Below are 24,320 nucleotides of genomic sequence, written 5' to 3'. Positions count from 1 at the left end.
ATGGAGTCACGGCGGGAACGTAACTTAGTTGAATGCTCTCCGCTCGCCTTTCGGAACAGAGTGAAAATTGCAATCAGCAGCCTCTGATAATTGTTCGTCGGGGAGCAACCAAGCGCGTCGGGATGTCGACGCTCGCCTACCCCGACGACACTCATCGCATCCGCTGTGACCTGCGATGATGCACTCGGTCACCGTGCTCAGCCGGGCCGCTCGGCCGACCGGAAAGCATACTCGGCCGCACGTCAATCGCAGGACGGCCCGGACCGCGCCACTCGGCTGACGACGCGGTCCGGGCCGGAACGGCGAGACGACCAGATGATCGTCCGCCGCGAAAACAAACAGTCGCAGAGGGGTCGATAGAAGCGCCTGCACCTGAAAGGGTGAGATTTTCACCCAGTCATCGACCTGGGGGTGCAAAACTGAGTGGCGACGGTTTGCGACGTGCCTGACGGAGACGTCCGGAGCAGCCGGATGAGTGACGAGCCGCTGGACAAGCCGGACAGCTGGTGGCGGGAGCAGCTGTCCAAGCTCTACGGGCTGTTCGTGACGTCGATGATCATGCTCGACGGCCGGGAGCTGGACGACATCCTCCACCTGGCGACGACGTCCGTCCCGTCGCTCTGCGGGTGCGAGGTCGACGCGGTCTGCGTGCGGGACGGAATCGCGCTGACACCGTGGGGCGACTACCCCGGCCAGGGCCCGGCGCTGGAGGCCGCGCTGCGCGCGCTCGACAACCACAGCGGCCCGGTGACACTGACCGACGGAGCGTGGCGCTGGGCGCTGGCGCTCGGCCGCACCGACGCCCTCGTCGGCTACCTCGTCGTACGGTCGACCAAGGAGCCGTCGACCGATGAGTTCTTCCTGCTCAAGGCCCTCGGACAGCAGACAGGCGGCGCTCTCGCCAACGCGGCTCTGCACCAGCGGCAGCGCGAGCAGACCGCGCAACTCCGCAGCCTCAACCAGGAACTCTCGGAGACCGTGCGCCGGCTGGAGCGGCGGACCCGGGTGCACGAGATGCTCGGCGCGATCTCCGCGTCCGGGACCGGCGAGGTCGGCATCGCGCTCGCGCTGCACCAGCTCACGGGCTTGTCGGTCGCGGTCGAGGACCGGTTCGGCAACCTCCGGGCCTGGGCCGGCCCGTCGGAACCGCAGCCCTACCCCAAGGTCAGCACTGCCCGGCGGGACGCGATGCTCCGGCATGCCTCGGCGCAGCCGCACCCGTCCCGGTGGGGAGACCGGATGGTCTCGGTGGCCCGGCCGCGTCAAGAGATCCTCGGCGTCCTGGCGCTGGTCGACCCCCGACACACGATCGGCCGGGACGACCTGTTCGCGCTGGAGTACGCGACCACCGTGCTCGCCCTGGAGCTCTCGCACCAGCGGCGGCTCGCGGAGGTCGAGCTACGCCTTCGGCGCAACCTGGTCGACGACTTGATCACCGGCGTCGACGAGGAGAGCGCCTACGCCCGTGCCGACGCGATCGGCCACGACTTGCGGGTTCGGCACCACGTCGTGGTCATTCGCTGGGGCGGCACGCAGACCGAGGACGCCGTCGCGGAGGCAGCCGCGGCGGCGGCCGCGGCGCTGGATCTGCGGACCCTGACCTCGCGGCGCTCCGGGATCGTCGTGATGCTGGTCAGCAGTCGGCCGGACGCCACCGCCCTGCACGGGGCGCTGGTGGCGAAGCTGGGAGAACCGGGCGGCGCACTCGGCCTCGGCGGCCCGTGCGAGACGCCGACGGAGTTCCCGCGCTCCTACTCCGAGGCGGTGCGGGCCGCCGAGATCCGGGCCGGGTCGCGGACTCCGAGCGGCGCCACCGCGTTCGACCAACTCGGCCTGTACCGCATCCTCGACACCGGTCAGGGCCGGGAGGACGTCAGCTCGTTCGTCCAGGAGTGGCTCGGACGGCTGCTCGATTACGACCGCCGGAAAGGAACCGACCTGGTACGGACGCTCTCCCAGTACCTGGAACGCGGCGGCAACTACGACGAGACGGCGTCGGCGCTCCTGATCCACCGCAGCACGCTGCGGTACCGGCTCGGCCGGATCCGGGAGATCTCCGGCTGCGATCTCAACGACGTCGACGACCGACTGAATCTGCACGTGGCGACGCGTGCCTGGCAGGTCCTCCACGGACCGGGGTGAGCGCCATGCTTCCTTCCGGAGATCAATCGGTGACGCTGGCCGGTGCGCCGCTGCACTCGGGTGACCATCTCTGCGTCTTCTACCGGGGCCGGGAGGAGCGCGACCGGGTGCTGCTGCCGTTCCTGATGGAAGGGCTGCGGAGCGGGCACGCGGTGCTCGTCCTCGGCCGGGTGGGCGAGCGGACGACGCTGCGCACGACGCTGGGCGACTGGTCACACCTGGAGATCGTCGAGCCGGAGAACGGGCATCTCCGCGACGGCCGGTACGCACCTGCTGAGCTGCTGCTCATGCTCGACGAGTGGGCCGACCGCAACCTGCAGGCCAACGGTTCGCCGCCGTCGGCTCCGTCGTCCTTCGGGCGGATCGCGGCGGACATGAGTTGGGCGCAGGCCTTGATGAGCCCGGTGCTGGTCGACCAACTCGTCGGCGAGGAGGTCGAGGTGACCCAGTGGCTCTGCCGGTACCCCCAGGTCGCCCTCTGCCTCTACGACCTCGAACTATTCGGCGGCGACCTGATCATCCCGATGGTCAGGGCCCACCCGAAGGTCTGGATGGCCGGGACGCTGATCGAAAACCCGTATTATTTGAAAACTTAGATTGCATTTTCGGCGGTACTCGTGTGGTGGACACCGCACTGCTGGATTCGCAGAATTACGTGACCGGTGCGGGCTGTGATTCCCCCGGCGTCATTCGACATATCCGGTAATTATCGCCGGGGAGAACTGATGCGCAATGATGCGCCCGAAGGGTACGAAAGATCCGCCAGTTGGGACAGTGTGGGCACCCTCCCCTACCCTGCGCCACCGTCCAATTCCGTACTGCAACAGCCACGCCGAATCGGCAGCACCGAGCTGATCGTCCTGCTTTTCATGGCGCACCCTCCGCTGAATCTGATCTGGGGTGCGATCCCCACGGCTTATCAATTCAGCGGGGTGGTCGCGCTTCCGCTCGTCGTCGGCATCGCCGGCCTGACGTTGATGGCATTCGCGATCGGCTACGGCAGCATGGCCCGCCGGATCCGGCACCGAGGCGGTATTTACTCGTTCATCACTCACGGGCTGGGTCCGGCCGTGGGAGTCGGCTCGTCCTTCGTCGCCGTGCTCGCGTACACCGCGCTGCTCGCCTCGCTGATCATGCTGGCGTGCGGCAGCACGATCGGGCTGGTCGCCAACCTGTTCGACGTCCGGCTGCCGATGCCGTTGTGCATCGTCGTCGCCACCGCGGTGATCGCGGCGCTGGAGCGCCTCCGGCTCCGGGCGCTGGTTCGCGTTCTCGTCGCGGTCGGGCTCGCGCAGGCCGCGGTCATCATCGGGGTCGACGTCGCCTCGGTGGCCGAACCGGCCGGTGGGGACGTGTCGTTCCACGCGCTGGACCCGGCGTGGCTGCTGACCGGGTCGATCGGCCTGGCGCTCGGGCTGACGATGACCGCGTTCATCGGCTCGGAGAGCGGCGCCAGCTACGTCGACGAAGTGCGCCGTCCCGAGCGCACGATTCCCCGCGCGACGCTGATCTCCTACGCGGCCACCACGGTGGTCCTGGTGATCAGCGTGTGGGCGATCAGCGTCACGGTAGGGCCGGAGAACATGGTGGCGGCCGCGCAGGGCCAGCTCCAATCCCAGACCGGCGGGGGCGGGCACCCGTTCGTCCAGACCGTGATCGAGCTACTGGTCGGCCCCGCGCACGCGCTGACGGTGACCGAGCTGGCGACCGCGGCGCTGGCCCTCGGCTGTCTGGCCAGCGGCACGATGCGCGCCAGCGCGTCGTCCCGGCAGCTGTCCGCGCTGGCCGGCGACGGCGTCCTCCCCGCGACACTGAAGCCGCTGCCCGACGGGCGGTCGCCGCTGCAGGCCGGGCTGGTCGCGCCGGTCATCGCAGGGCTGATGGCGCTGGTCATCGCCGTCACCGACACGTCGATCGGCGTGCTCTACCTGATCACGATCGCCGGCCTCGGCATCGCGGGTGTGCTGACGCTCAGCTCGCTCGCGACGATCACCTGGTTCCTGCGATCCGACGACACCGAGAGCGGCTTCTTCGGCTGGGAGGGTCAGGTCGTCGCGGCGGGGTTCGCGATGGTGACGACCGGGTTCGTGTTCTGCTACGGGCTGTACCGGCTGCCCCAGGTGGTGCCGAGCGGAGACACCTGGGGCTGGACGCTCTGGGCGGCACCGGTGTGCGCGTTCCTGTGCGGGGTGGGCGTCGTGCTGGCGCTCCGCGCGTGGAAGCCGCACGTCCCACGCGGCATCGGCCGGACGCAGTAACGCAGTTCCCGCGGGGTTCCCGGCGGGGGTCCCGCCGCACTTCGCCGCGCGTTCCCGCGCGGGCTTCCCGAAAATCCGCCTCGTACGGCCGCCTGAGCGGTGGTCTTCCCGAAATCCGCCCAGTGCCGCCGCCCCAGCGGTGCTCTTCCCGAAATCCGCCCCACCGCCCCAGCAGCGCCGGGCGCTCACTCCGGGCGGCGGGCGGTGACCAGGCCGCTCTCGTACGCCGCGATGACGAGCTGGGCGCGGTCCCGCGCGGTGAGCTTGTCCAGTAACCGTCCGATGTGGGTCTTCACGGTCGCCTCGCTCAGGTGCAGCTGCTCGGCGATCTCCTGGTTCGACAGCCCCCGGGCCACCAGGAGCAGCACTTCCCGCTCCCGGGGCGTCACTCCGGCGAGCGCGGGAGCCGGCCGGGGCAGCTCGGACTCGGCGAACCGAGCGATCAGGCGCCGGGTGATGCCAGGGGCCAGCAACGCGTCCCCGGCTGCCACGACCCGGATCGCCGCGAGCAGGTCCGCCGGTGGCGCGTCCTTGAGGAGGAACCCACTCGCCCCCGCGCGGAGCGCCCCGTAGACGTACTCGTCCAGGTCGAAAGTCGTGAGGATCAGGACGTGGACGCCCGGCACCTCGGCACAGATCCGGCGGGTGGCCGCCACCCCGTCGAGCTCGGGCATCCGCACGTCCATCAGGACGACGTCCGGATGTAGGCGGGCCGCGAGCGCGACCGCCTCCCGCCCGTCGCCCGCCTCGCCGACCACGGTCAACCCGGGCGCGGTGTCGACGAGGAGCCGGAAGCTGCCGCGGACCAGTGCCTGGTCGTCGACGACCAGTACCCGGACGGTCACGACCGCACCGGCAGGCTCGCGACCACCCGGAAGCCGCCCTCGTCGCGCGGCCCGGCCTCCAACGTGCCGCCGTAGAGGCCGACGCGTTCCCGCAGCCCGGCCAGCCCGTGGCCGCCCCCCTCGGCCGCTGATCCGCGACCGGCCGCCCCGTCGTCCTCGACCAGAATTCGCAGCACGTCATCGACCTCCGACAGTTCCACCCGGCACGTGGTGGGCCCGGCATGTTTGACCACGTTCGTCAGACCCTCCTGCACCACCCGGTAGGCGACCAACTGGGCGGCGTCCGAATAATGGCGGGCATCGACGCGGAGCCGCAGGTCGACGCGGACGCCACCGGCGGTCGCCTGCTCGACCAGCGCCGGCACTTCCGCCAGCCCGGGTGCCGGAGCGAACTCTGCATCCGGCGTCCGTAGGACACCGAGCAGGCGACGGATGTCGGTCATTGCGCTCCGGCTCGTCGACTCGATGACCCGCAGCGCGTCCTGGGCGGCCTCGGGCCGCTCCGCGATCACGTGGTTGGCGACGCCGGCCTGCACCGCGATCAGCGTCATGCTGTGGGCGACGACGTCGTGCAGCTCGCGGGCGATCTGCAGCCGCTCCTCCGCCAGCGTCTGCTCGGCCACCCGTTGACTGCGCTCCGCGGCGGCCGCCCGACGTTCCCGGACGATCACGCCGGCTACCCACGCACCACCGTTGACCATCCAGACGTAGACGATCACGGTGAAGGTGCCCTCTACGGTGGCGTCCGGGGTGAGGCTCAGGGCCGCGGTGACGGCGAGCAACGTGATGCCGAGCGCACCCAGCGCGCGTCGCCACGACGACCGGAGAGCGACCGTGTAGAGCGTGATCGCGGCCGCCCCCCATGGTTCGAGAGTCAGATGCAGCGCGGTGGCCGCGGTGAGCGCCGCGCAGCTCACCGCCCAGGCCGCCTCCGGCCATCGGCGACGCACGACGATCGGAGCTCCGACCGCGACCGCGATCATCCACCCGAGCCAGGGCGGACCGCTGTAGTACAGCTGGTCGTTCGCTGAATTTTCTTGGCCGAGGCTGGTGAAGAAGACGTAGATACCGACGTAGAAGGCCGCAACGACGACGTCCACGGCGCGTAGCACCGCGTCGTCCGTTCGGGGGGAGCGCACCATCCTGCGCAGGGCCGAAGTCACCGGCCGACGGTAACCGGGGCCGACCCTGGTCGGCATCAGCCCGGAGCGGGTCATCCCCTGGTCGGACCCGGTGGACTCCGATCACGACCTCGGTCCGATCCGGGGCAGCTCCGCGCCGTCCAGGCTGGAGCCATGATCGAAATCGACCAGCTGACCAAGCGGTACGGCCGCACGCTCGCCGTCGACCGGCTCAGCTTCACGGTTCCCGACGGGCAGGTCACCGGCTTCCTCGGTGCCAACGGGGCAGGCAAGTCGACGACTCTCCGCGCGATCCTCGGGCTGGACCGCCCCACCGCGGGCCACACGCTCGTGGACGGCCGCCCGTACGTCTCCCACCGCCACCCGCTGCGGGTCGTCGGCGCCGTCCTGGACGCGGCCTCCGTGCACGGCGGTCGGCGCGCCCGTACCCATCTGCGGGCGCTGGCCCGCAGCAACGGCATCCCCGCCGGACGGGTCGACACCGTCCTCGACGAGGTCGGGCTGAACGCCGTCGCCGACCGCCGGATCAGTGGTCTCTCGCTCGGCATGCGGCAGCGCCTGGCGATCGGCGGTGCGCTGCTCGGTGACCCGGGAACGCTGATCTTCGACGAGCCGCTCAACGGCCTCGACCCGGAGGGGATCCGCTGGTTCCGCGCGCTCGCCGGGCGGCTGGCGCGGGACGGCCGGGCGGTGCTGGTCTCCAGCCATCTGATGTCCGAGATGGCACAGACCGCCGACCGCATCGTGATGATCGGCTCCGGTCGCCTCCTCGCCGAGGAGTCGCTGGACGCGCTCGGCCCGTCGCTGGAAGACGCTTACATCCGCCTGACCGAAGGAGCCACCAATGTCTGACGTCGTCGCGAGCGAATGGCTCAAGCTGCGGTCGGTCCGATCCACCTACTGGCTCCTCGCTGCACTGGTCCTGCTGCTGCTCGGCTCCTGGGGCGTCAGCCACGCGATGGTCGCGGCCTGGGACGCGGCGGCGCCTGCCGAGCAAGCAAACTTCGAGTCCATCGACATGTGGGTCGTCGTCGGCCCGCTGTCCCAGCTCGTGCTCGCGATCCTGGCGACGCTCGCGGTCACGGCCGAGTACCGCACCGGCGCGATCGTCGGCACGCTGACCGCCGTGCCGAACCGGCTCCGGCTGCTGACGGCCAAATCCCTAGTGGCCACCGGGCTGACGGTGGTGGCTGGAACGTTCGTCGTCGTCGCGTCGACGCTGCTGAGCCTGCAGGCCGCCGGAGACCGACCGGCTCCGATCGAGCCGTGGACCTCGCTCGGCGACGCGGCGTGGGCCGGTCTCGCCGGCGTCGCGACGATCGTCTCGGCGGCCCTGGTCGGCGTCGGACTGGGCGCGGCGTTCCGGTCGTCGGCCGGGGCCGTCGCGGCGATCAGCGGGCTGCTGTTCGTCGCGCCGGTGGTCGCCGCCTACCTGCCGGACCCGTGGAACGAGCGGGTGTTCGGCGTGCTCCCGTCGTCGCTGGCCGACCAGCTCACCGGCGAGACCGAGTACGTGCTCGGCCCGATCGGAGCCGGCGTCGCGCTGGTGGCCTACCCGGCGGTGGCGCTGACGATCGGCGCGGTCGCGCTGCTCCGGCGCGACGCCTGACCGGCGCTCGGCACCGACCGTCGCGCCGGCTATTTCACCCGCTGCGAATGGCGCTCGGGCCGACGCCGAGTCCGAAGCTGGGACGGCGTCCGCACCGCCGCCGGGCGCCCGCGCGGTCCAGGGTGGTTCCTCCGCCGGCATCGCGCGTCACCGCGCCTGCCGGCGCACGGAGAGGGTGCGTAATGGTTGATCAAGTTGCTACGGGACGATTTCCGCAGGCCTTGCGCCGCGCGCTAATCACCTTCGCGCTCGCCCAGTTCCTCTGCAGCTTCGCCGGTTCCACGGTGAACGTCATGATCAGCGACATCAGCCGCGACCTGGACACCACGGTGCAGGGTGTCCAGCTCGCCATCACCGGCTTCCTGCTCGTGATGGCGGTGCTGATGATCCCCGGCGGAAAACTCACCGACCGGTTCGGACGAAAGCGCTGCTTCGTCGCCGGGCTGACCCTTTACGGCGCCGGCGCGCTGCTCAGCTCACTCGCCCCCGGACTCGGCGTCCTGGTCGTCGGCTACTCGATCATGCAAGGCGTGGGCACGGCTCTGCTGATCCCACCGGTCTACATCCTCGCGACGATCCTCTTCGGGGACATCACCTCGCGTGCCAAGGCGTTCGGCGTCATCAGCGCGATGGGCGGCATCGGGGCGGCCACGGGCCCGCTGATCGGCGGTTTCATCACCTCCGCCGTCAGCTGGCGCGGTGCTTACCTCGTGCAGGCCGTGCTTGCGCTGGTGATCCTCGAGCTGGGGCGGCGCTGGGTGCGGGATCCGCTGCCGCCGAACACCTCGCAGCGCTTCGACTTCGGTGGAGCGGTGTTGTCGGGGCTCGGCCTGCTGCTCGTCGTCCTGGGCATTCTGGCCGCTGACAACAACCTCTGGCTGACCCTGGGTCTGGTCCTCGCGGGGGCGCTGATCCTGACGTGGTTCTTCGTCTCGATCCGGGCCAAGGAGCGCGCCGGAAAGGACGTGCTGCTCCCCACCGTGCTGTTCCGCAACCGCACGTCGAACCTCGGCCTGGTCACCCAGAACGCCCAGTGGCTGATGCTCATGGGCACGTCGTTCGTGGTCTCCGCCTACCTCCAGGTGGTCCGCGGTTACAGCGCGGTCGGCACCGGCGCGGTCTTCACGGCGACCACGCTCGGCCTGCTGGTCTCCTCGCTGGGGGCGGCGAGGTTCGCACGTCGTCGGGCCCAACGGACCCTGATCCTGGCCGGGTTCGGCATCACGATCACCGGCATTCTGCTGCTGATCGGCCTGGTGAGCGCGACCGAGAACATCTGGGCGTTCGTTCCCGGGCTGTTCGTGATCGGGTTCGGGTTGGGCGGGATGCTGACCCCGTCGGTCAACATCGTGCAGTCCAGCTTCGAGGACGATCTGCAGGGAGAGATCTCCGGCCTGTCGCGCAGCGTCTCCAACCTCGGGTCGTCCCTCGGCGCCGCCCTGGCCGGCACGATCTTGACCGCCGGTATCACCGCGGCGCCCGGCCGCTCGTACACCCTGGCGATGGTGGCCGTCGCGGCTGCCGGGTTGATCGGTCTCGCGGCGGCGGCCCTCCTCCCGCGTGGCGGACCTGCCACCCTGCCCGTCCCGCCGTCCGAGCGCCGCGCGCCGACCGGCTGAGGTTCGCACTTATCACCCGTGCGGGATGAGGCGCGAAGCGATCGCGACGTTCGGACGGCGTGAGAAGCGGAGCCGGGGCCGACGTCCCGTCAGCCATTCCGGGCCCGGGCTCGCGCCCGGGCCCGGAATGGTCAGGCTCGTTCGAGGACGACCACCGGGATCTCCCGGGCGGTCTTCTTCTGGTACTCGTCGTAGTCCGGCCAGGCCTCGACCATCGAGGCCCACATCGCCGGCTTCTCCTCGGGCGTCGCGACCCGGGCTCGCGCCGGGAACCGCTCCCCCTTGATCTGGACCTCGACGTTCGGGTCCGCCTCCAGGTTGAGGAACCAGGCAGGCTGCTCGTCGGTGCCGCCCTTGGACGCGACGACCAAGTACGCGTTGTCGCCGTGCGGTTTGTAGATCAGCGCGTGCGTGCGCTGCTGGCCCGACTTACGGCCCTTGGTGAACAGCAGCAGGATCGTCGTGCCGTTACGCCAGTAGTAGCCGTCCTCGCCGTTCGTCTCCAGATACCGCTCGACGTGGGGCGTTCCGTGCAGATCTAGCGCAGAAGTCATGCTTGGAGTCTGCCTCCGCGTCCGCGTCCCAAAACGGTCAGGCCGACACGGCCTGCAGCGCCTCGCGGATGACGTCGGCGGTCTCCTTCGGGTGCGAGAGCATGACCAGGTGGGAGGAGTCGATCTCCACCGCCTTGACGCCGGCCCGCTGGTAGCCGAACCGCTCGACGTCGGGGTTGATCGTGTGGTCCGAGCTGGACACCACGCCCCAGGCGGGCTTGGTCTTCCAGGCGGCTGCGGGAGCGGCCTCGGCGAACGCCGCGCCGGCGAGCGGGCGCTGCGAGACCGCGAGCACCTGCGCGAGACCCGGGTCGACGTCGTGGGCGAAGATCGCCGGGAACTTCTCGACGTCGACGGTGACGTCGGTGCCGTCCGGGAACGGCGTGTACACCAACGCCGACGTGAGGTCCGAGTCCGGGAAGCGGCCCTGCAGCTCACCCAGGCTCTCGCCCTCTTCCAGTGCGTAGCCGGACAGGTAGACGAGGCCCTTCACGTTCTCCTCGGTGCCGGCGACCGTGATCACGGCACCGCCGTAGGAGTGCCCGACGAGCAGCACGGGCCCGTCGATCGACCGCACCACCGACGCGATGTACGCCGCGTCGCCGGTGAGCGTCCGGTTGGGCACGGCCGGTGCCACGACCTTGATGCCATCGGCGAGCAGCTCTGGGATGAGCGCGGCGAAGCTGGACGCGTCGGCGAAGGCGCCGTGAACGAGGACGACGGTGGGCTGAGCCATGGTGTTCTCCGGTTTCTCGGTGGTGATCACCACCGTGCGCCTGCTCCGGAGGGGCGACATCTGTCAGCCGACGCACTGGCTTTCCGCGTCCTTCCGATGACGCTACGTCACGCTCCGGTAAGGGTTTCCGCACGTCATCGCGTGATTCTTTTCGGACGCGCCTCGTATGGAGAAGTAAGAAGCGCGATTCACGCGAACATCCGCCAGCGCAGGTCGGTAACTTTTCGCGACTCGCAGGATTGATCCTCGAACGGAAGGGTAAATCCGGCCGAGCCCGATGAACCCCACAGCTGATTCCTGGAGAGATCATGACAACCGCCAATCCCACTGGCGACTATGCCGCAGGAACCACGGTCGGAGATCGCGCTGTCCGCGCGCGCCGTTTGAGCACCGAAACGAAGGCCTCCTACAAGACCACCGAGTTCTTCGCCTACCTCGCGGCCGTCGCCGGCGTGCTGATCGCCTCGCAGGTCGTGGCCAGCACCGATGGACACGACGACTACTTCCGCGCCGATCGCGCCTGGCTCTACATCGTCATCCTCACCGTCGGATATCTGATCAGCCGAGGCCTCGCAAAGGCCGGTAGCCGGGACCCCTACGACGAGAAGTAATGCACCTTCGCCCGACCCGGCCGATTGGGTCGGGTCGGGCGAATCTCGGTGTCCGTCCGTGAATCATCGTTTTCACTCAGGACGACCGAATAAGCGAAACCATTTCCCGCCGTCCTTCGACGATGACCAAGGCCGAGTCGCGGGTGATATTCGGACCCATCACGTGATGGGTCCGCTCTCGATACGGGTCTTGAATTCGGGGCACTCGACGAGCGGCGTACGGGTGCAGGTGGACGCGCGCCAGAGGCTGTCCCGCATCCGAGTGAGCCGGTCGATGTCCCGCTCCAGCTCGCGTGCCTTCTCCGCCATCCGCTCGCGCAGCTCCGCGTCGCCGGGCGTCGCGACGAGGAAGCGCGCGATCTGCACTCCCAGTCGTGGTGTTCCACGGCGGCGGTTACGTGCTCAACGATCTGGACTCCCACGACGCCCTCGCCCGCGCGCTCGCCAACGGTTCGCAGAGCGTCGTCGTGTCGGTCGACTACCCCCTGGCGCCGGAGCCCAAGTTCCCGGTTCCGGTCGATGCGGGGTACGCAGCGACCGGGTGGGTCGCCGACCACGCGGCGGAACTCGGCGTCGACCCGTCACGCCTGGCAGTGGCGGGAGACAGCGCAGGCGGCACGGCGTCACCGGGGTTCGTCGAGGGCGGTCGAGGCCGCCTCGACGAGTGCGGCGCGGTCGATCCCGAGCCGGTCGAGCGCACGAGCGGTCGTGCCGTGCTCCGGCTCGGCGACCGCAGCCACGACGTGCGCGGCGCGGATGCCGCTCGATCCGTCACGCTTGGACAGTTCGACCGCGCGCTGGAACGCCACCTGGAGGCTGCCCGTGCTTCGGTAGGGACCGCTCGGCGGCGCCGCGGGCGTGCCGGTGTCGAGCCGCCCGTCCGGCCCGGCCTCGACGCCGACGTACCGGAGCGCCTCGGCGTGCACCTCACCGATCGCGGTCCGGACGTCGTCGGCCGTGCGGTCGAACTCGCTCAGCGCGCGACGACCGGAGTCGTCCGGCAGCGCGAGCGCGGCCAACAGGAGGTGCTCGGCAGCGGGAGGTCCGTCGCCGGCTCGGGACGCCTCCTGCTCGGCTGCCGTGAAGAGCTTCTTCATCACCGACATGTCCGCCAACTTGGTGCGCAGACTCATCGCGTCCACCTGTTCCTTCTACTCGTCGAGGGGCTTGCGACGCTGCGGGGCGAGCCGCTTGTGCGCGGCCTGGGGCGTCATCCCCAGCGCGGCACCGATGTCGCCCCACGTCCAGCCCTGCGCCAGTGCATGGTCGACCGCCGCTCGCTCCAGCGAGGCGGCGAGCCTGCGCAAGGCCAGGACCGCCGCGAACGCCTCGGCCGGCCGATCCGCCGGCGGAACCTGCTGAACGTCTCCCACGCCATCAACCTTAGTTGATGATACGCGATTCATCAACTTTGGTTGAGATAGGCGAGCACCGCGCGCACGCGGCGGTTGCTGTCGTCCGCGGGGGGCAGACCGAGCTTCAGGAAGATGTTGGTGATGTGCTTCTCGACCGATACCGGGGCGAGGAACAGCGCCGCGCAGATCGCGGAGTTCGACAGTCCCTGCGCCATCAGGTCCAGGACCTCCCGCTCGCGAGCGGTGAGCGCCGACACCCCGTCGTGACGATCGTTCCGGGTGAGGAGCTGTCGGACGACCTCCGGGTCCATCGCCGTGCCACCTGCGGCCACCCGTTCGACGGCGTCGAGGAACTCGTCCAGCGCCGTGACGCGGTCCTTGAGGAGGTAACCCACACCGCCCCGGCCGTCGGCGAGCAGATCCGCCGCGTAGGCCCGCTCGACGTACTGCGAGACGATCAGGACCCGAGTCAGCGGATCGGCGGCCCGCAGTTCGAGTGCCGCACGCAGCCCCTCGTCCCGGTAGCCCGGCGGCAGCCGGACGTCGACGAGAGACAGGTCGGGACGGTGCTCGGCGACCGCGTCCAGCAAAGCCGGTGCGGTGTCGACAGCGGCCACCACCGTGTGTCCGGTGTCGGTGAGCAACCGCACCAAGCCCTCGCGGAGCAGCAGGAGGTCTTCGGCTATCACGATGCGCATGGGAACTCCGCGTGCAGGATGGTCGGCCCACCGGGTGGGCTGGTGAGCGTGAGAGTGCCGTCCAGAGCCTCGATCCGGCGGCGGAGCCCGTCGAGGCCGGAGCCGGTGGCATCGGCGCCGCCGCGCCCGTCGTCGGTGACCGTCACGTTGACGGTGTCGCCGGAGCGGCTCAGCGAGACCGTGCAGGAGGTGGCGTCGGCATGCTTGCCGGCGTTCGCGATGCCTTCGGCGACGACGAAGTAGGCCGCGGACTCGACGGCCGCCGGGTAGCGGTCGGCTTCGTCGCCGAGGACCGTGACGGTGAGCGGGCTGTCACCGGCGAGTGCGGCGACCGCCGCGTGCAGGCCCCGATCGGTGAGGATCGGCGGATGAATGCCGCGCACCAGCCGCCGCAGCTCGGCCAGCGCCTCGTCCAGCTGTCGGCGCGCCAGCTCGACGTCCGCGGCGGCGTTGGCGGTGCCCGGGCGGTTGTCGGTACCCGGACGGTCGGCTGTGCCCGGCCGTAGCTTGCGGGACGCCAGCGCGAGCGTCATGCCCGCCGCGACGATCCGGGCCTGCGCGCCGTCGTGCAGATCCCGCTCGATCCGACGCAGCTCGGCGGCTTGCGCGTCCACCACCCGCCTCCGCGTCTCGGCCAGACGTGCGGTCTCCTCGACGAGATCCCGGTGCCGACCCGGCGCCAGGAGGCCGTGAGCTCCGCTCGCCAGCAGATGACCGCCCCGGCGGAGCAACCAGGCCGCCACCGGCAGGAGCGCCGTCCCGATCACGGTGAGGCCGAAGCGGCCGGGGACCGTGGTCATCAGCGGCTTCACCGGGAAGGGCGCGTGCGGGTTCGGAACCGCCCAGGCCCAGAGCGGAGCGGTGATCGCGCCGAGGTCGACGACGGTCACCACGATCGCGGCGATCCCGGCAGCGAGGCCGACCGGGAAGAGGCCGAGCAGCCAAACGAAGTCCCGCCAGGTGGCCGGCTGCGTCGCCACAGCAGTGACGCGTTCGCGAATCGTCCCGCGGTCGGCCGGCAGGTAGGGCGAGCCGATCGGCGCTCCGAGCACCCACCCGGCTCGCCGACGCTCTGCGTCGGCGAACCGGCGGGTCACCCAGGTCGCGCCGAGAAAGGCCGGTCCGCCGAGGTGGGTGATCGAGACCAGCCCGACGGCCAGCGCGGCGACGAGCGTCCAGGCGAACCCGGCCGCCCCGACGACGAGGCTGCTCGCCAGGTAAGCCAACGCCCGCGTCGTCCTCCGCACCACCGCGCCGATGCTAGCGGCGGCGCCGATCGGCTCAGACATCCGCGACGGCCGGGCCGGGCCGACCGAGGAGGATCCGCCCGGGCAGCGCACCGGCGATCAGGCCCAGCGCTCCCACACCGCCGAGCATGCCCAGGTAGGTGACGGCGTCGACGAACACCCGGAAGGTTCCGTCCTGCGCGAGGCTGAACCGCCCCACGACCAACCCGGTGACGACCGCACCGAGCACCAGCCCCACCGACACGGTGATCAGCGCTTCCCGATCGAGCAACCGCTGGACCTGGCCGGTGGTCGCACCCGCCAGACGCAGGTCGGCCAGTTCCCGCCGCCGGCCGGAGATCGCGATCGCGAACGTGTTGACGACCGCGACCGCCGTGAAGCCCAGCGAGATGACCACCAAGAGTTCCCAGCCGCCTTGCTGGTTCGCCGCGTCACCCGCCGGCGCCGCCGTGGCCGTCGGGGTGACCCGCACTCCGGGGAAGTCGGCGCGCAGCCGATCGGCGACGTCACCCTCGTACCGCAGGCCCACGACGCTCGCCAGGCCGACCGGATCGTGCGCGGCCACCAGGTCGGCGGGTACCACCAGCTCACCGAACCCGCGGGCGCGCTGGTAGATCGCGGTGAGCCGCAGCGTGACCCGGTGGCCGTCGGCCATCCACACCGGAATGCGGTCGCCGACGTGCCAGCCGTACTGGTCGGCGACGTACGAACTGGCCGCGAGCGAATCGGACCCGCCGAGGGCGCCCTCTTCGACCGCGAGGTCTAGCGCGGGCTCCGCGCCGGCGATCCGAAGACCCTGCGCGGCGTAGTCCTCCGGCTTGCCACCCTGCTCGACGACGACCCGGGTGGGCAGCGTCGCGGCGGCCCCGGTGACGCCCGGCAGCGCGGCGATCCGATCAACGGTGGCGAGCGGCAGCCCGGTCGGCGCCGAGACCTGGGCGGTCGCCGGTGCGGTGCGGGCGGTCTGTTCGTCGGCGGCCAGGTCGGTCAGGAGAGTGCTGTTGAGCAGCATCACCGCGTTGATCGCGAACATCAGCACGAGCGGCACCGCGACCGCGGAGACCCGGCGAGCCTCGGCGCGAGCCAGCTGCCCGGCGAGCCAACCACTGGCCCCACCGACACCCAGAACGCGGGAGACGAGCCCGGTCAGCGGCCGGACCAGCAGCGGCCCGAGCGCGGCGATCGCGCAGAGGACGAGAGCCGTCGAGAGGAAGCTCATCCCCATGCCGAACGGACCGCCCAGCGGCACGAACGTCAGGAGGGCGATCGCCCCGGCCGTGGTCACCACGGCGACCGGGATACGGACGGCGAGACCGCCGGTGGGCGCGGTCGCGGTCTCGGTGAGGGCCTGGGTCGGTGCGATCCGGACCGCCCGCCGGCCCGCGATCCGAGCACCGACGTACGTCACGACGACGCCGACGAATGCGGCGGCGATCAGCACCGCCGGGTACGCGCCCACCTCGAACTGGGCGGGAACCGTCCCGAGATCACGGAACCGCTCCGCGACCAGCTCGGCGACGACGAGCCCCAGGGGCGCGCCGGGGAGGGCTGCCAGCATCGCCAGCGCAATGCTCTCCAGGCCGAGGAGCCGCCGCAGCTGGCGAGGCGTCGCTCCGATGGTGCGGAGCAGCGCGAGCTCGCGGAGCCGCTGCCGGACGCTGAGCGTCACCGTTCCGGTGAGCACGAACACCGCGGCGAACGCCGTGATGCCAATGACAAAGCCGAAGATCGAGATCGGACCGATGTAGTCGGGAAGGGCGCCGGGCAGATCGGCGCGAACCCGATCGTCTCCGGTGCGGACGTCGGCGTTCCCGACGACCGCCCGCAGCGCGCGCTCCACCGCGGCGACGTCCGCGTCGGTCGCCGTGAGCACGGCGACCGCGGTCGGACCGGACAGGCCGGAGACCGCGGCGACGTCCGCGTCGGCCAGGAACAGTGCGCCCTGCGCCGGCAGTGCGTCGCTCCCGGCCGGCTCCGCAATACCGACGATCCGCAGGGTGCGGACACCGGTCTTCGTCGTGACGGTGAGCGTGTCGCCGGCGCGGCGGGCCAGGTCGCCGTCGACGACCGCCTCGCCGGGCCCCGGCGGCCGACCGCTGGTCAGCGTGTACGGCGTCACCGGCGCCGACGCCCATCCGTGGCCGACCACCGGCGCGTCGTCGCGGCCGCGTAAGGGACTGCCGTCGGCCGTCGTCGCCCGCACCGGGAACGCATGGTCGGCGATCACGTCGGAGACTCCCGGGACACCCCGCAGCCGCTCCGGCAGGTTCGCCGGGAGGGTGCCGGCTCCGGTGAGCCGCTCGGTCTTGACCTTCGTCTTGACCTTGTCTTTCTTGAGCGTCTTCGTCGTGACGCTCACCTCGCGGGGGGCGGAGACGACGATCGGCGCGGCGGCGAAACGATCCGCGGGCGGCTTCGCGGTGAGCACCGAAGCGAGCAGCACTCCCCCACCGGCCAGCAGTGCGATGGCGAGGACGGCCGCGACGAACGTGCCGAGGTAGGAGCCGCGGTGGCGGCGCAGCGTTCCGATCGCGAGGCGGATCATCGGTGGCTCACCGCGGTCATCGCCGCCGCGACCTTCTCGGTGGTGGGATCGGCCAGCTCGCTGACGATCCGGCCGTCGGCGAGGAAGACCACCCGATCCGCCCAGCTCGCCGCGGTCGGGTCGTGCGTGACCATGACGATCGTGGTGCCGACCTCGTCGACGGCCTCGCGGAGCAGCTGGAGCACCTCCCGGCCGGTGGAGAGGTCCAGCGCCCCGGTCGGCTCGTCGGCGAAGATCACCTCCGGCCGACCGGCGAGCGCCCTGGCCAACGCCGTCCGCTGTCGTTGACCACCGGAGAGCTGGGCCGGCCTGGCGTTCTCCCGTCCGGCGAGCCCGACCCGGCGCAGAACCTCCCGCGCCCACTTCCGGTCCGGCCGAACTCCGGCCAGCCGCTGCGGCAGGAGCACGTTGTGCCAGACCGAGAGCGACTCCATCAGGTTGTACGACTGGAACACGAACCCGACGCGCTCGCGCCGCGCTCGGGTCAGTCGCGGCTCCCGCAGTCGGCTGATGTCCTCACCGGCCAGCACAACTCGTCCGGAGTCGGGTTGATCCAGGCCGGCGGCGCAGTGCAGGAACGTGGATTTGCCCGAACCGGACGGCCCCATGACCGCGTTGAACGTACCGGCCCCGACGGCCAGCGAGACGCCCGCCAGCGCCCGCGTGCCGCCCGGGTAGGTCTTGGCGACGTCGTGCAGTTCGAGGACCGGCCCCGCGTTGTTTCTCATGCCTTCAACCTGGTCGAACGGCCCGCGACCGAACACACGGCCAGCTGTGGAACCAGGGTGGGGAAACCCCTACCTTCCGGTCCCAGCCACACTTCGAATCTTGGGTAACTATCCCAGGATCGCTTCCGTGATCCGTACTCTGTGGACATGCGATACGGCATCTGCCTGCCCAACCTCGGCGAGTTCGCCGAGCCGCGTCAGGTCGGCGAACTCGCACGCCGCACGGAGCAAGCCGGCTGGGACGGGTTCTTCGTCTGGGACCACGTCGTGTTCGCGTTCGGCCCCCAGGACGTCGCCGATCCGTGGGTGCTCCTGACCGTGGCGGCGACGACGACCGAGCGCATCAAGCTCGGGCCGCTGGTCACCGCGGTCGCGCGGCGGCGCCCCGGCACGCTGGCCCGGCAGACGACGACCCTGGACCGGCTCTCCGGCGGGCGGCTGGTGTTCGGCGCCGGGCTGGGCTTCACGCTGGAGGCCGAGTTCGGCACCTGGGGCGAACCGATCGAGCCCCGGACGGTCGCCCAACGGCTGGACGAGGGCCTGACGGTGCTGACCGGCCTGTGGTCCGGGAAGACCGTCGACTTCCACGGTGAGCACCTGACCGCCGCGGAGGTCGTCTTCCAGCCCACGCCGGTGCAGCAACCGCGGCCGCCGGTCTGGATCGGCTGCAACTGGCCGAACCGGCGACCGCTGGAGCGAGCCGCCCGGTGGGAGGGCGTCGCGCCGATGATCATCGACCCGACCGACGGATCGTGGGCGCCGACCCCCGCAGCGGTGACCGACGTCGTCACGACGATCGGCGAGCACCGCGGCACCCTCGACGGGTTCGACGTGGTCGTGACCGGCCGGACCCCGGACGAGCAGCCGGCGGCCCGAGACCTGGTGGAGCCGATCGCGGAAGCCGGCGCGACCTGGTGGCTGGAGGGGTTCCGGCCGGTACCCGGCGAGCGGGAGACCGCGCTGCGCCGGATCGACGCCGGCCCGCCCCGCTAACCAACGTCAGCGGCGTCATCACCGCCGGAGCGTCATCCACGTTCTCTTGACCTGAAGTTCAGTTGAGGTCCTAGCGTCGGCGACGACGAGAGGGGACCCATCATGACGACACTGGTTACCGGCGCCACCGGCAACACCGGCAGGCACGTCGTGGCCGAGCTGATCGGTCGAGGAGAGCACGTTCGGGCACTGACCCGGAACCCCGCCGCGGCCGCGGAGAAGCTGCCCTCCGGGGTGGAGTTGGTCCACGGCACGCACACGGCACCGGAGACGTTGGACGCCGCCCTGGACGGCGTCGACCGGTTGCACATCACGGTGACGGCAGGGCTCGCCGACGTCGGACCCGAACTGGTGCGCCGCGCGGTCGACGCGGGCGTCCGGCGCATCACCGTGTTGTGGGGCGGCGCGGCCGGGCCGGTCGAGCAGGCGGTGGCCGACTCCGGCGTGGAGTGGGTCCGGCTGGAGCCCCAGGAGTTCATGTCGAACACGTTGACCTGGGCCGACACGATCCGCGCCGAGGGAGTCGTACGCGAGCCGTACGACTTCCCCAGCGCGCTCGTCCACGAGGCCGACATCGGGGCGGTGGCAGCGCTCGCGCTGCTCGACGACGGTCACTCGGGACAGGTGTACAACCTCACCGGATCCGAGTCGTTGACCCCCACCGAGCGGATCAAGACCCTGTCCAGGGCCATCGGCCGGGACATCACCTTGGTTCCGATCACGTACGAGGAAGCGGTCGAGAGGCTGACGAGCTCAGGGGTGTCCCGAGCCGACGCTGAGTACGTCGTCGGTTGGTACGCCGAACCGCCCGCCGACGCGGTCACCGCGGTCGACACCGTCGAGCGGCTGACCGGTCGTCCGGCGCGGACCTTCGACCAGTGGGTGGCCGAGCACGCCGACCGTTTCGTCGGCTGAGCTTCCCGGCTGTTCGCGGACGCGACGCAACCGGGCGAGCTCGTTCAGGTGCGCGGCCGTACGGGCCCGACCCCACGCGGGATGACACATGCGGGAACTTCCTTTCTCGAGGTCCGCGGGTCCTCCTGGACGGCTCAGCGCAGCTCCTGGATGCGGACGAGGTTGCCCGCGGGGTCCCGGAAAGCGCAGTCGCGGATGCCGTACGGCTGCTCGGTCGGCTCCTGGACCACCTCGACGTCGCCCGCCTGGACCTTCTCGAAGGTGCCGTCGAGGTCGGGGGTGGCCAGCAGGATCCAGCCGTAGGTGCCCTTGGCCATCATCTCGGTGATCGTGCGGCGCTCCTCCTCGGTGACACCGGGGTCGGCGGCCGGCGGTGCCAGCAGGATCGAGGTGCCGGGCTGGCCGACGGGGCCGACCGTGATCCAGCGCATCGTGCCCTTGCCGACGTCGCTACGGACCTCGAAGCCCAGAACGTCGCGGTAGAAGGCCACGGAGGCGTCCGGGTCGACGTGCGGAAGGACGGTGGTGTGAATTGTGATCTCCATGCGGATCACCGTAGGCGTGGCCGCTGACCTCCCGCTTCTTGATTCCTGACCGATGCCGGTGTGGCGTTGGGCCGCCCCCGGGAGGGGCGGCCCGATGCCGCACCCCGGTCAGCCGGTGAAGGACTCGGGACCGAAGCGGCCCCAGGCGACGAAGACGGCGAGCGCGAAATACAGCACGTCGGCCGCGATCGTTGCTCGCTCGCCGCGGCGGAGGCGCATGGTCGTCGCGCCGACGAATAGCAACGCCACGCAGGTGGCGGTCACGGGCACCAGCACCGGTGCGATGTCGAGGACGGCGGGCAGGATCAGGCCGGCCGCGGCCAGGAACTCGAGGATCGCGATGGCGCGTAACGCACCGGGGCTGAAGTCGAGAACCCACTCCGCGGCGCGGCCGCCCGCCGCGGCGATCCGCTCCCGGGGCAGGAACATCTTGGAGGTGCTGATCAGCAGAACAGTCGCCAGCAGGCTGGTCACGATCCACAGCCAGACGTTGAGGTCCACGTCGCTACTCCTTGCCGTCGCGTCGACGGTTCTCGCGCACCAGGGTGGCGAGATTGCCGACCCGGTCGAAATGCTGCAGCTTGTCGGGATTCACGACGGAGTGAATCGTCTGGATCTGGCCGTCGAGGATGTCGAGTCCGATCACGCCGACCAGCCGGTCCTGCGCGTCGAGCGCCACCGCGCCGGGTTGGCCGTTGACCTCGGTGAGCTGAAGGCGCACGCCGAGGCGCGGCAGCGTCGACATGCCGACCAACAGCGCCCGGGCCACCCGCTCGCGTCCGTGGAGCGGCCGAGCCAGCGCCGGTGCCTTGCCGCCACCGTCCCCGTGGAACGCCACGTCCTGCGCGAGGAGCGCTTCCAGCGCCCCCAGGTCGCCCTGCTCGGCGGCGGCGAAGAAACGCTGTGCCAGCTCGTCGCGTTGCCGCCGGGACGCGTAGTACCGGGGTCGGCGTTCGTGTAGCTGAGCGCGAGCGCGGGCGACCAGGTGACGCGCGCCGTCCACGGTGGTGCCGAGGATGTCGGCTACCTCGGGATACGGGTAGTCGAACACCTCACGCAGCAGGAACGCGGCCCGCTGCTGCGGTGACAGGCTCTCCAGCAGCACCAGGAACGCCAGCGACAGGGAGTCGGCGGTCTCCGCCTGCTCCGCCGGTGACGGTTCGGTGACCACCGGCTCCGGCAGCCACTCACCGACGTACTGCTCCCGCCGCACCCGCGCCGAGCGGAGCTGGTCGATGGCCAGCCGGGTGACCAGCGTGGCGATGTAGGCACGGGGCGAGGAGATCTGCTCGTCGCGCTGGAGGGTCTGGTGCACCCGGAGGAACGCCTCCTGCACGACGTCCTCTGCCTCGCTGACGCTGCCGAGCATCTGGTACGCGATGGCGAAGGCCCGCGGGCGCAGCTCGCTGTAGAGATCCAGTTCGGACGTCATCGTGGGTCAGCCCAATCCCTCGCGGAAGCCGGTGCGCCAGCTCGGGTACCGCGGCGTCCAGCCCAGTTCACGTTTGGCCTTCTCGCTGGAGATTCCGCGGGCACGCGTCATCAGGTCAACCGGGCCCGGACCGGCCACCAAGCGCACGATCCAGGCCGGTATCCGGCGCGGCGGTTCGGCGCCGAGCGCCCGGGCCAGCTCGGGCAGCCAGACGTGCACGGGCGCCGGTTCGTCATCGGCGACGTGGTAGATCCCGGGCCTGCCGCGCTCGATGGCCGCGACGGTGGCCGACGCGGCGTCAGCGATGTGCACCAGAGACCACATCCCACGGCCGCCGCCGACGATCGGGAACTTACGCTTGCGGATCTCTCCGGCCATGATCGCATCCGGCGCGGTCTCCAGGCCGGTGCCGGGGCCGTAGAAGGCGCCGTAGCGGATCGCGATGCCGTCGGCCCAGCCGATGCCGGTCACCGCGGTCTCCAGGTGACGCAGGGCGTCCACCCCGTCGGCGAGGTCCGCGGGTGGGTTCGGCTCCAGCCGGCCGTTCTCGTCGGCGACCGGTCCGCCGGTGCGTTCCATCCAGGACGCGTTGCTCTGCGCCACGATCTTGCGGACGCCGACGGCGCGGCCGGCGGCCAGCAGGTGATCGGTGCCCTCGGTGCGCAGCCGGTTGGTGGCGGCCGCCATCTGCTTCGCGTGCCGGAAGTCCGGCGGTCCGTTCAGCGCGGTCAGCTGATGGACGATCACGTCGGGCTCGGCCTTGGCCACCGCGTCGGCCACCGACTCCGGATCGAGCGCGTCGACGACGACCGGCTCGGCGCCCAGCGCACGCAGCGCCTCGATCTTGGCCACCGACCGGGTGGTGCCGACCACCTCGTGGCCACGCGCCACCAGCTGGGGCACGAGTTGGCTACCGATCGCCCCGGCCGCACCGGCGAGGAAAATCTTCATGACGCCTCCGCTCGTGGTGTTCACCACCAGAGACGGGACGGCCCGATCGTCCATGACCAGGAGTTACCCAGGTCACAGCGTCCGCCGTACCGCGGTGGCTCTAGGCTGCCGCGGTGCAGATCTCCCTCCAGGTGCCCTACGACCCGCGGCAACTCCGGCGCACCCTCCGCTTCCTGCTCCGCCCCCAGCTCCGTCTGACCGCCGCACTCGCCGCCGTCATCGCCGTCCTCAGCCTGGGCCTACTCGCCCTCGACCCGACCGACGCGTGGGCCTACGCCTTCCTTCTCACCGCGGTAGCGCTCGGTTTCGGCACCGGACCACTCGTGCTCGCGATCTCCGTTCGGCAGCAAGCCCCGGCGATCCGGGACACGTCCCTGCTGACCCTGGACGACGAGGGGGTGCACGTGTCCTTCCCGCTCGTCGAAACCCGCTGCCGGTGGGCCGGGCTCACCCGGATCGTGGAGACCCCTGAGGTCTGGTACTTGATGTTCGGCAAACTCCAGGCGTTCACGGTTCCGAAGGACGCGATGGCACCTGAGCAACGCGCGGAATTCGGCGCATTCCTCGCACACCGCCAGCCGAGTCCCGCCTGACCGCGAGTGTTGGGAAGCGAACGTTCCGACAGTTTGCGGGCCGATCGAGCCGCCGGCCGCTCAGCGCGAAGCTACTGACACACGGGGAACACGCCCCGGATCAAACTTCAGGAGGCTGGACGACATGAGCGGCTGCTACGACTACGACTACAACAACCACTGCAACGACTGGGACTACAACGACTGCTACAAGCCGCGCCGCCGTCGCCGCCACCACAAGAAGCGCTACAACGACTGCTGGGACTACAGCTACTGAGTTGACCCAACAGAGAGCCACGAGAGCCCGGAGTGCACACCGCACTCCGGGCTCCTTGGCGTCCGGCCAAGCCGGGACTGTGGAAATAACGGTGTTTCTGGCCTGACGGCCGGGTCTGCTCGGCAGTGAGGTGCAGAGATGACCGCGACACTGGGTGATGTGACCTCGAGGAAGAAGAAGCCTGAGCCGACGGCGGAGGCCCAAGCCGCGGCGGATTTGGTGCGGCTGGCCCAGGAGCAGGGGCTGTCGTTGACCGGTCCGGACGGGCTGCTCAAGCGCTGACCCCGACCGTCCTGGAGACGGCGTTGAACGACGAGACAACCGAGCACCTCGGTCATGAGAAAGGTGGTCGGCCCGGGCAGCCCGGCGCGAACGTGCGCAACGGGACGCGGGCGAAGACTGTGCGGACACCCGCGTTGAACGCCTTCGCCATCGCCTTCGGTGACCGGTTCCCGGCCGCCGAGGCCTACTGATCAATCCCGCCAAAAACGCCGTTGGCGCCAGTCCCGCCAAGCCGTTCCGTGCCCCTTCCGGGCGGCCCGCGGC

Annotated in this window: 26 protein-coding genes and 2 pseudogenes; 13 read left to right on the top strand and 15 right to left on the bottom strand. The window is 70.6% G+C overall.

Annotated elements, in window-relative coordinates:
• Positions 1-471: 471 nt before the first annotated feature.
• The 3 genes from ABEB28_RS34830 (at position 472) to ABEB28_RS34820 (ending at position 4,400) form a co-directional block, all read left to right on the top strand.
• On the top strand, positions 472-2,142 hold the full coding sequence (locus ABEB28_RS34830) for a PucR family transcriptional regulator (RefSeq protein WP_345732529.1): 1,671 nt from the start codon (positions 472-474) through the stop codon (positions 2,140-2,142).
• A 5-nt stretch (positions 2,143-2,147) separates the two neighbouring features.
• Positions 2,148-2,738, top strand: coding sequence for an MEDS domain-containing protein (locus ABEB28_RS34825; protein WP_345732528.1), 591 nt, complete (start codon positions 2,148-2,150; stop codon positions 2,736-2,738).
• A gap of 273 nt (positions 2,739-3,011) precedes the next feature.
• Entirely contained in the window at positions 3,012-4,400 is a 1,389-nt protein-coding gene (locus tag ABEB28_RS34820) for an APC family permease (RefSeq protein ID WP_345732527.1), read from the top strand.
• 185 nt (positions 4,401-4,585) lie between these two features.
• Here the strand turns inward: ABEB28_RS34820 and ABEB28_RS34815 are convergent, their stop codons facing one another.
• Both ABEB28_RS34815 and ABEB28_RS34810 read right to left on the bottom strand, forming a co-directional pair.
• Positions 4,586-5,245 carry a response regulator gene (locus tag ABEB28_RS34815; protein WP_345732526.1) on the bottom strand — a complete coding sequence of 220 codons (660 nt, stop codon included), beginning with the start codon at positions 5,243-5,245 and terminating at the stop codon, positions 4,586-4,588.
• Positions 5,242-6,408: a sensor histidine kinase gene (locus tag ABEB28_RS34810; protein ID WP_345732525.1), complete on the bottom strand. Its 1,167-nt coding sequence runs from the start codon at positions 6,406-6,408 to the stop codon at positions 5,242-5,244. The genes ABEB28_RS34815 and ABEB28_RS34810 overlap by 4 nt, the downstream gene beginning before the upstream one ends.
• 132 nt (positions 6,409-6,540) lie before the next feature.
• Here ABEB28_RS34810 and ABEB28_RS34805 point away from each other — a divergent pair, with 132 nt between their 5' ends.
• The 3 genes from ABEB28_RS34805 (at position 6,541) to ABEB28_RS34795 (ending at position 9,615) form a co-directional block, all read left to right on the top strand.
• Positions 6,541-7,239 (top strand): ABC transporter ATP-binding protein, encoded by a 699-nt coding sequence (locus tag ABEB28_RS34805; RefSeq protein WP_345732524.1) that lies wholly within the window; start codon positions 6,541-6,543, stop codon positions 7,237-7,239.
• Positions 7,232-7,996, top strand: a complete 765-nt coding sequence (locus ABEB28_RS34800; protein ID WP_345732523.1) for an ABC transporter permease — start codon at positions 7,232-7,234, stop codon at positions 7,994-7,996. The genes ABEB28_RS34805 and ABEB28_RS34800 overlap by 8 nt, the downstream gene beginning before the upstream one ends.
• Before the next feature lie 182 nt (positions 7,997-8,178).
• Positions 8,179-9,615, top strand: a complete 1,437-nt coding sequence (locus ABEB28_RS34795; protein WP_345732522.1) for an MFS transporter — start codon at positions 8,179-8,181, stop codon at positions 9,613-9,615.
• Between the two features lie 131 nt (positions 9,616-9,746).
• Here the strand turns inward: ABEB28_RS34795 and ABEB28_RS34790 are convergent, their stop codons facing one another.
• Positions 9,747-10,169, bottom strand: a complete 423-nt coding sequence (locus tag ABEB28_RS34790) for a nitroreductase family deazaflavin-dependent oxidoreductase (protein WP_345732521.1) — start codon at positions 10,167-10,169, stop codon at positions 9,747-9,749.
• A gap of 37 nt (positions 10,170-10,206) precedes the next feature.
• Complete coding sequence (locus ABEB28_RS34785; RefSeq protein ID WP_345732520.1) at positions 10,207-10,905, bottom strand: alpha/beta fold hydrolase; 699 nt, start codon at positions 10,903-10,905, stop codon at positions 10,207-10,209.
• A gap of 383 nt (positions 10,906-11,288) precedes the next feature.
• Here ABEB28_RS34785 and ABEB28_RS34780 point away from each other — a divergent pair, with 383 nt between their 5' ends.
• Positions 11,289-11,516 carry a hypothetical protein gene (locus tag ABEB28_RS34780; protein ID WP_376980600.1) on the top strand — a complete coding sequence of 76 codons (228 nt, stop codon included), beginning with the start codon at positions 11,289-11,291 and terminating at the stop codon, positions 11,514-11,516.
• Positions 11,517-11,675: 159 nt separating this feature from the next.
• Here the strand turns inward: ABEB28_RS34780 and ABEB28_RS34775 are convergent, their stop codons facing one another.
• Entirely contained in the window at positions 11,676-11,882 is a 207-nt protein-coding gene (locus ABEB28_RS34775) for a hypothetical protein (protein ID WP_345732518.1), read from the bottom strand.
• 5 nt (positions 11,883-11,887) lie between these two features.
• Here ABEB28_RS34775 and ABEB28_RS34770 point away from each other — a divergent pair.
• Positions 11,888-12,133: pseudogene (locus tag ABEB28_RS34770) on the top strand (alpha/beta hydrolase fold domain-containing protein); the annotation flags it as partial.
• Between the two features lie 6 nt (positions 12,134-12,139).
• Here the strand turns inward: ABEB28_RS34770 and ABEB28_RS34765 are convergent.
• The 6 genes from ABEB28_RS34765 to ABEB28_RS34740 are packed head-to-tail and all read right to left on the bottom strand — an operon-like array spanning position 12,140 to position 18,089.
• Positions 12,140-12,649: a Clp protease N-terminal domain-containing protein gene (locus tag ABEB28_RS34765; protein ID WP_345732517.1), complete on the bottom strand. Its 510-nt coding sequence runs from the start codon at positions 12,647-12,649 to the stop codon at positions 12,140-12,142.
• An 18-nt stretch (positions 12,650-12,667) separates the two neighbouring features.
• Complete coding sequence (locus ABEB28_RS34760; RefSeq protein WP_345732516.1) at positions 12,668-12,889, bottom strand: helix-turn-helix domain-containing protein; 222 nt, start codon at positions 12,887-12,889, stop codon at positions 12,668-12,670.
• A gap of 32 nt (positions 12,890-12,921) precedes the next feature.
• Positions 12,922-13,569 (bottom strand): response regulator transcription factor, encoded by a 648-nt coding sequence (locus tag ABEB28_RS34755; RefSeq protein WP_345732515.1) that lies wholly within the window; start codon positions 13,567-13,569, stop codon positions 12,922-12,924.
• Complete coding sequence (locus ABEB28_RS34750; protein WP_345732514.1) at positions 13,557-14,858, bottom strand: sensor histidine kinase; 1,302 nt, start codon at positions 14,856-14,858, stop codon at positions 13,557-13,559. Before ABEB28_RS34750 ends, ABEB28_RS34755 begins: the two co-directional genes overlap by 13 nt.
• On the bottom strand, positions 14,851-17,361 hold the full coding sequence (locus tag ABEB28_RS34745) for an FtsX-like permease family protein (RefSeq protein ID WP_345732513.1): 2,511 nt from the start codon (positions 17,359-17,361) through the stop codon (positions 14,851-14,853). Before ABEB28_RS34745 ends, ABEB28_RS34750 begins: the two co-directional genes overlap by 8 nt.
• On the bottom strand, positions 17,358-18,089 hold the full coding sequence (locus ABEB28_RS34740; RefSeq protein WP_345732512.1) for an ABC transporter ATP-binding protein: 732 nt from the start codon (positions 18,087-18,089) through the stop codon (positions 17,358-17,360). The genes ABEB28_RS34745 and ABEB28_RS34740 overlap by 4 nt, the downstream gene beginning before the upstream one ends.
• A 147-nt stretch (positions 18,090-18,236) precedes the next feature.
• Here ABEB28_RS34740 and ABEB28_RS34735 point away from each other — a divergent pair, with 147 nt between their 5' ends.
• Together ABEB28_RS34735 and ABEB28_RS34730 are read left to right on the top strand one after the other, a co-directional pair.
• A complete protein-coding gene (locus tag ABEB28_RS34735) occupies positions 18,237-19,082 on the top strand; it encodes an LLM class flavin-dependent oxidoreductase (protein WP_345732511.1) in 846 nt (281 codons plus the stop codon).
• Positions 19,083-19,184: 102 nt separating this feature from the next.
• Positions 19,185-19,997, top strand: coding sequence for an NmrA family NAD(P)-binding protein (locus tag ABEB28_RS34730; protein WP_345732510.1), 813 nt, complete (start codon positions 19,185-19,187; stop codon positions 19,995-19,997).
• A gap of 134 nt (positions 19,998-20,131) precedes the next feature.
• Here the strand turns inward: ABEB28_RS34730 and ABEB28_RS34725 are convergent, their stop codons facing one another.
• The 4 genes from ABEB28_RS34725 to ABEB28_RS34710 all read right to left on the bottom strand — a co-directional run bounded on the left by ABEB28_RS34725 (position 20,132) and on the right by ABEB28_RS34710 (position 22,925).
• On the bottom strand, positions 20,132-20,542 hold the full coding sequence (locus tag ABEB28_RS34725; protein ID WP_345732509.1) for a VOC family protein: 411 nt from the start codon (positions 20,540-20,542) through the stop codon (positions 20,132-20,134).
• 108 nt (positions 20,543-20,650) lie between these two features.
• The gene (locus ABEB28_RS34720) at positions 20,651-21,043 is read right to left on the bottom strand and encodes a DoxX family protein (RefSeq protein ID WP_345732508.1); all 393 of its coding nucleotides are present in this window, start codon (positions 21,041-21,043) and stop codon (positions 20,651-20,653) included.
• A gap of 4 nt (positions 21,044-21,047) precedes the next feature.
• Positions 21,048-21,974: an RNA polymerase sigma-70 factor gene (locus tag ABEB28_RS34715; RefSeq protein WP_345732507.1), complete on the bottom strand. Its 927-nt coding sequence runs from the start codon at positions 21,972-21,974 to the stop codon at positions 21,048-21,050.
• Positions 21,975-21,980: 6 nt separating this feature from the next.
• The gene (locus ABEB28_RS34710; protein ID WP_345732506.1) at positions 21,981-22,925 is read right to left on the bottom strand and encodes an NAD-dependent epimerase/dehydratase family protein; all 945 of its coding nucleotides are present in this window, start codon (positions 22,923-22,925) and stop codon (positions 21,981-21,983) included.
• A 113-nt stretch (positions 22,926-23,038) separates the two neighbouring features.
• Between ABEB28_RS34710 and ABEB28_RS34705 the strand changes: the two genes are divergently transcribed.
• From ABEB28_RS34705 to ABEB28_RS34695, 3 genes and pseudogenes are all read left to right on the top strand, one after another.
• On the top strand, positions 23,039-23,518 hold the full coding sequence (locus ABEB28_RS34705) for a YcxB family protein (RefSeq protein ID WP_345732505.1): 480 nt from the start codon (positions 23,039-23,041) through the stop codon (positions 23,516-23,518).
• A gap of 124 nt (positions 23,519-23,642) precedes the next feature.
• Complete coding sequence (locus ABEB28_RS34700) at positions 23,643-23,774, top strand: hypothetical protein (protein WP_345732504.1); 132 nt, start codon at positions 23,643-23,645, stop codon at positions 23,772-23,774.
• A 138-nt stretch (positions 23,775-23,912) separates the two neighbouring features.
• A pseudogene (locus ABEB28_RS34695) lies at positions 23,913-24,184 on the top strand (transposase); the annotation flags it as partial.
• Positions 24,185-24,320: the final 136 nt, after the last annotated feature.

The organism is Cryptosporangium minutisporangium, from assembly GCF_039536245.1.
Lineage (GTDB): Bacteria > Actinomycetota > Actinomycetes > Mycobacteriales > Cryptosporangiaceae > Cryptosporangium > Cryptosporangium minutisporangium.
This window is presented reverse-complemented; position numbering and strand designations above follow the sequence as displayed.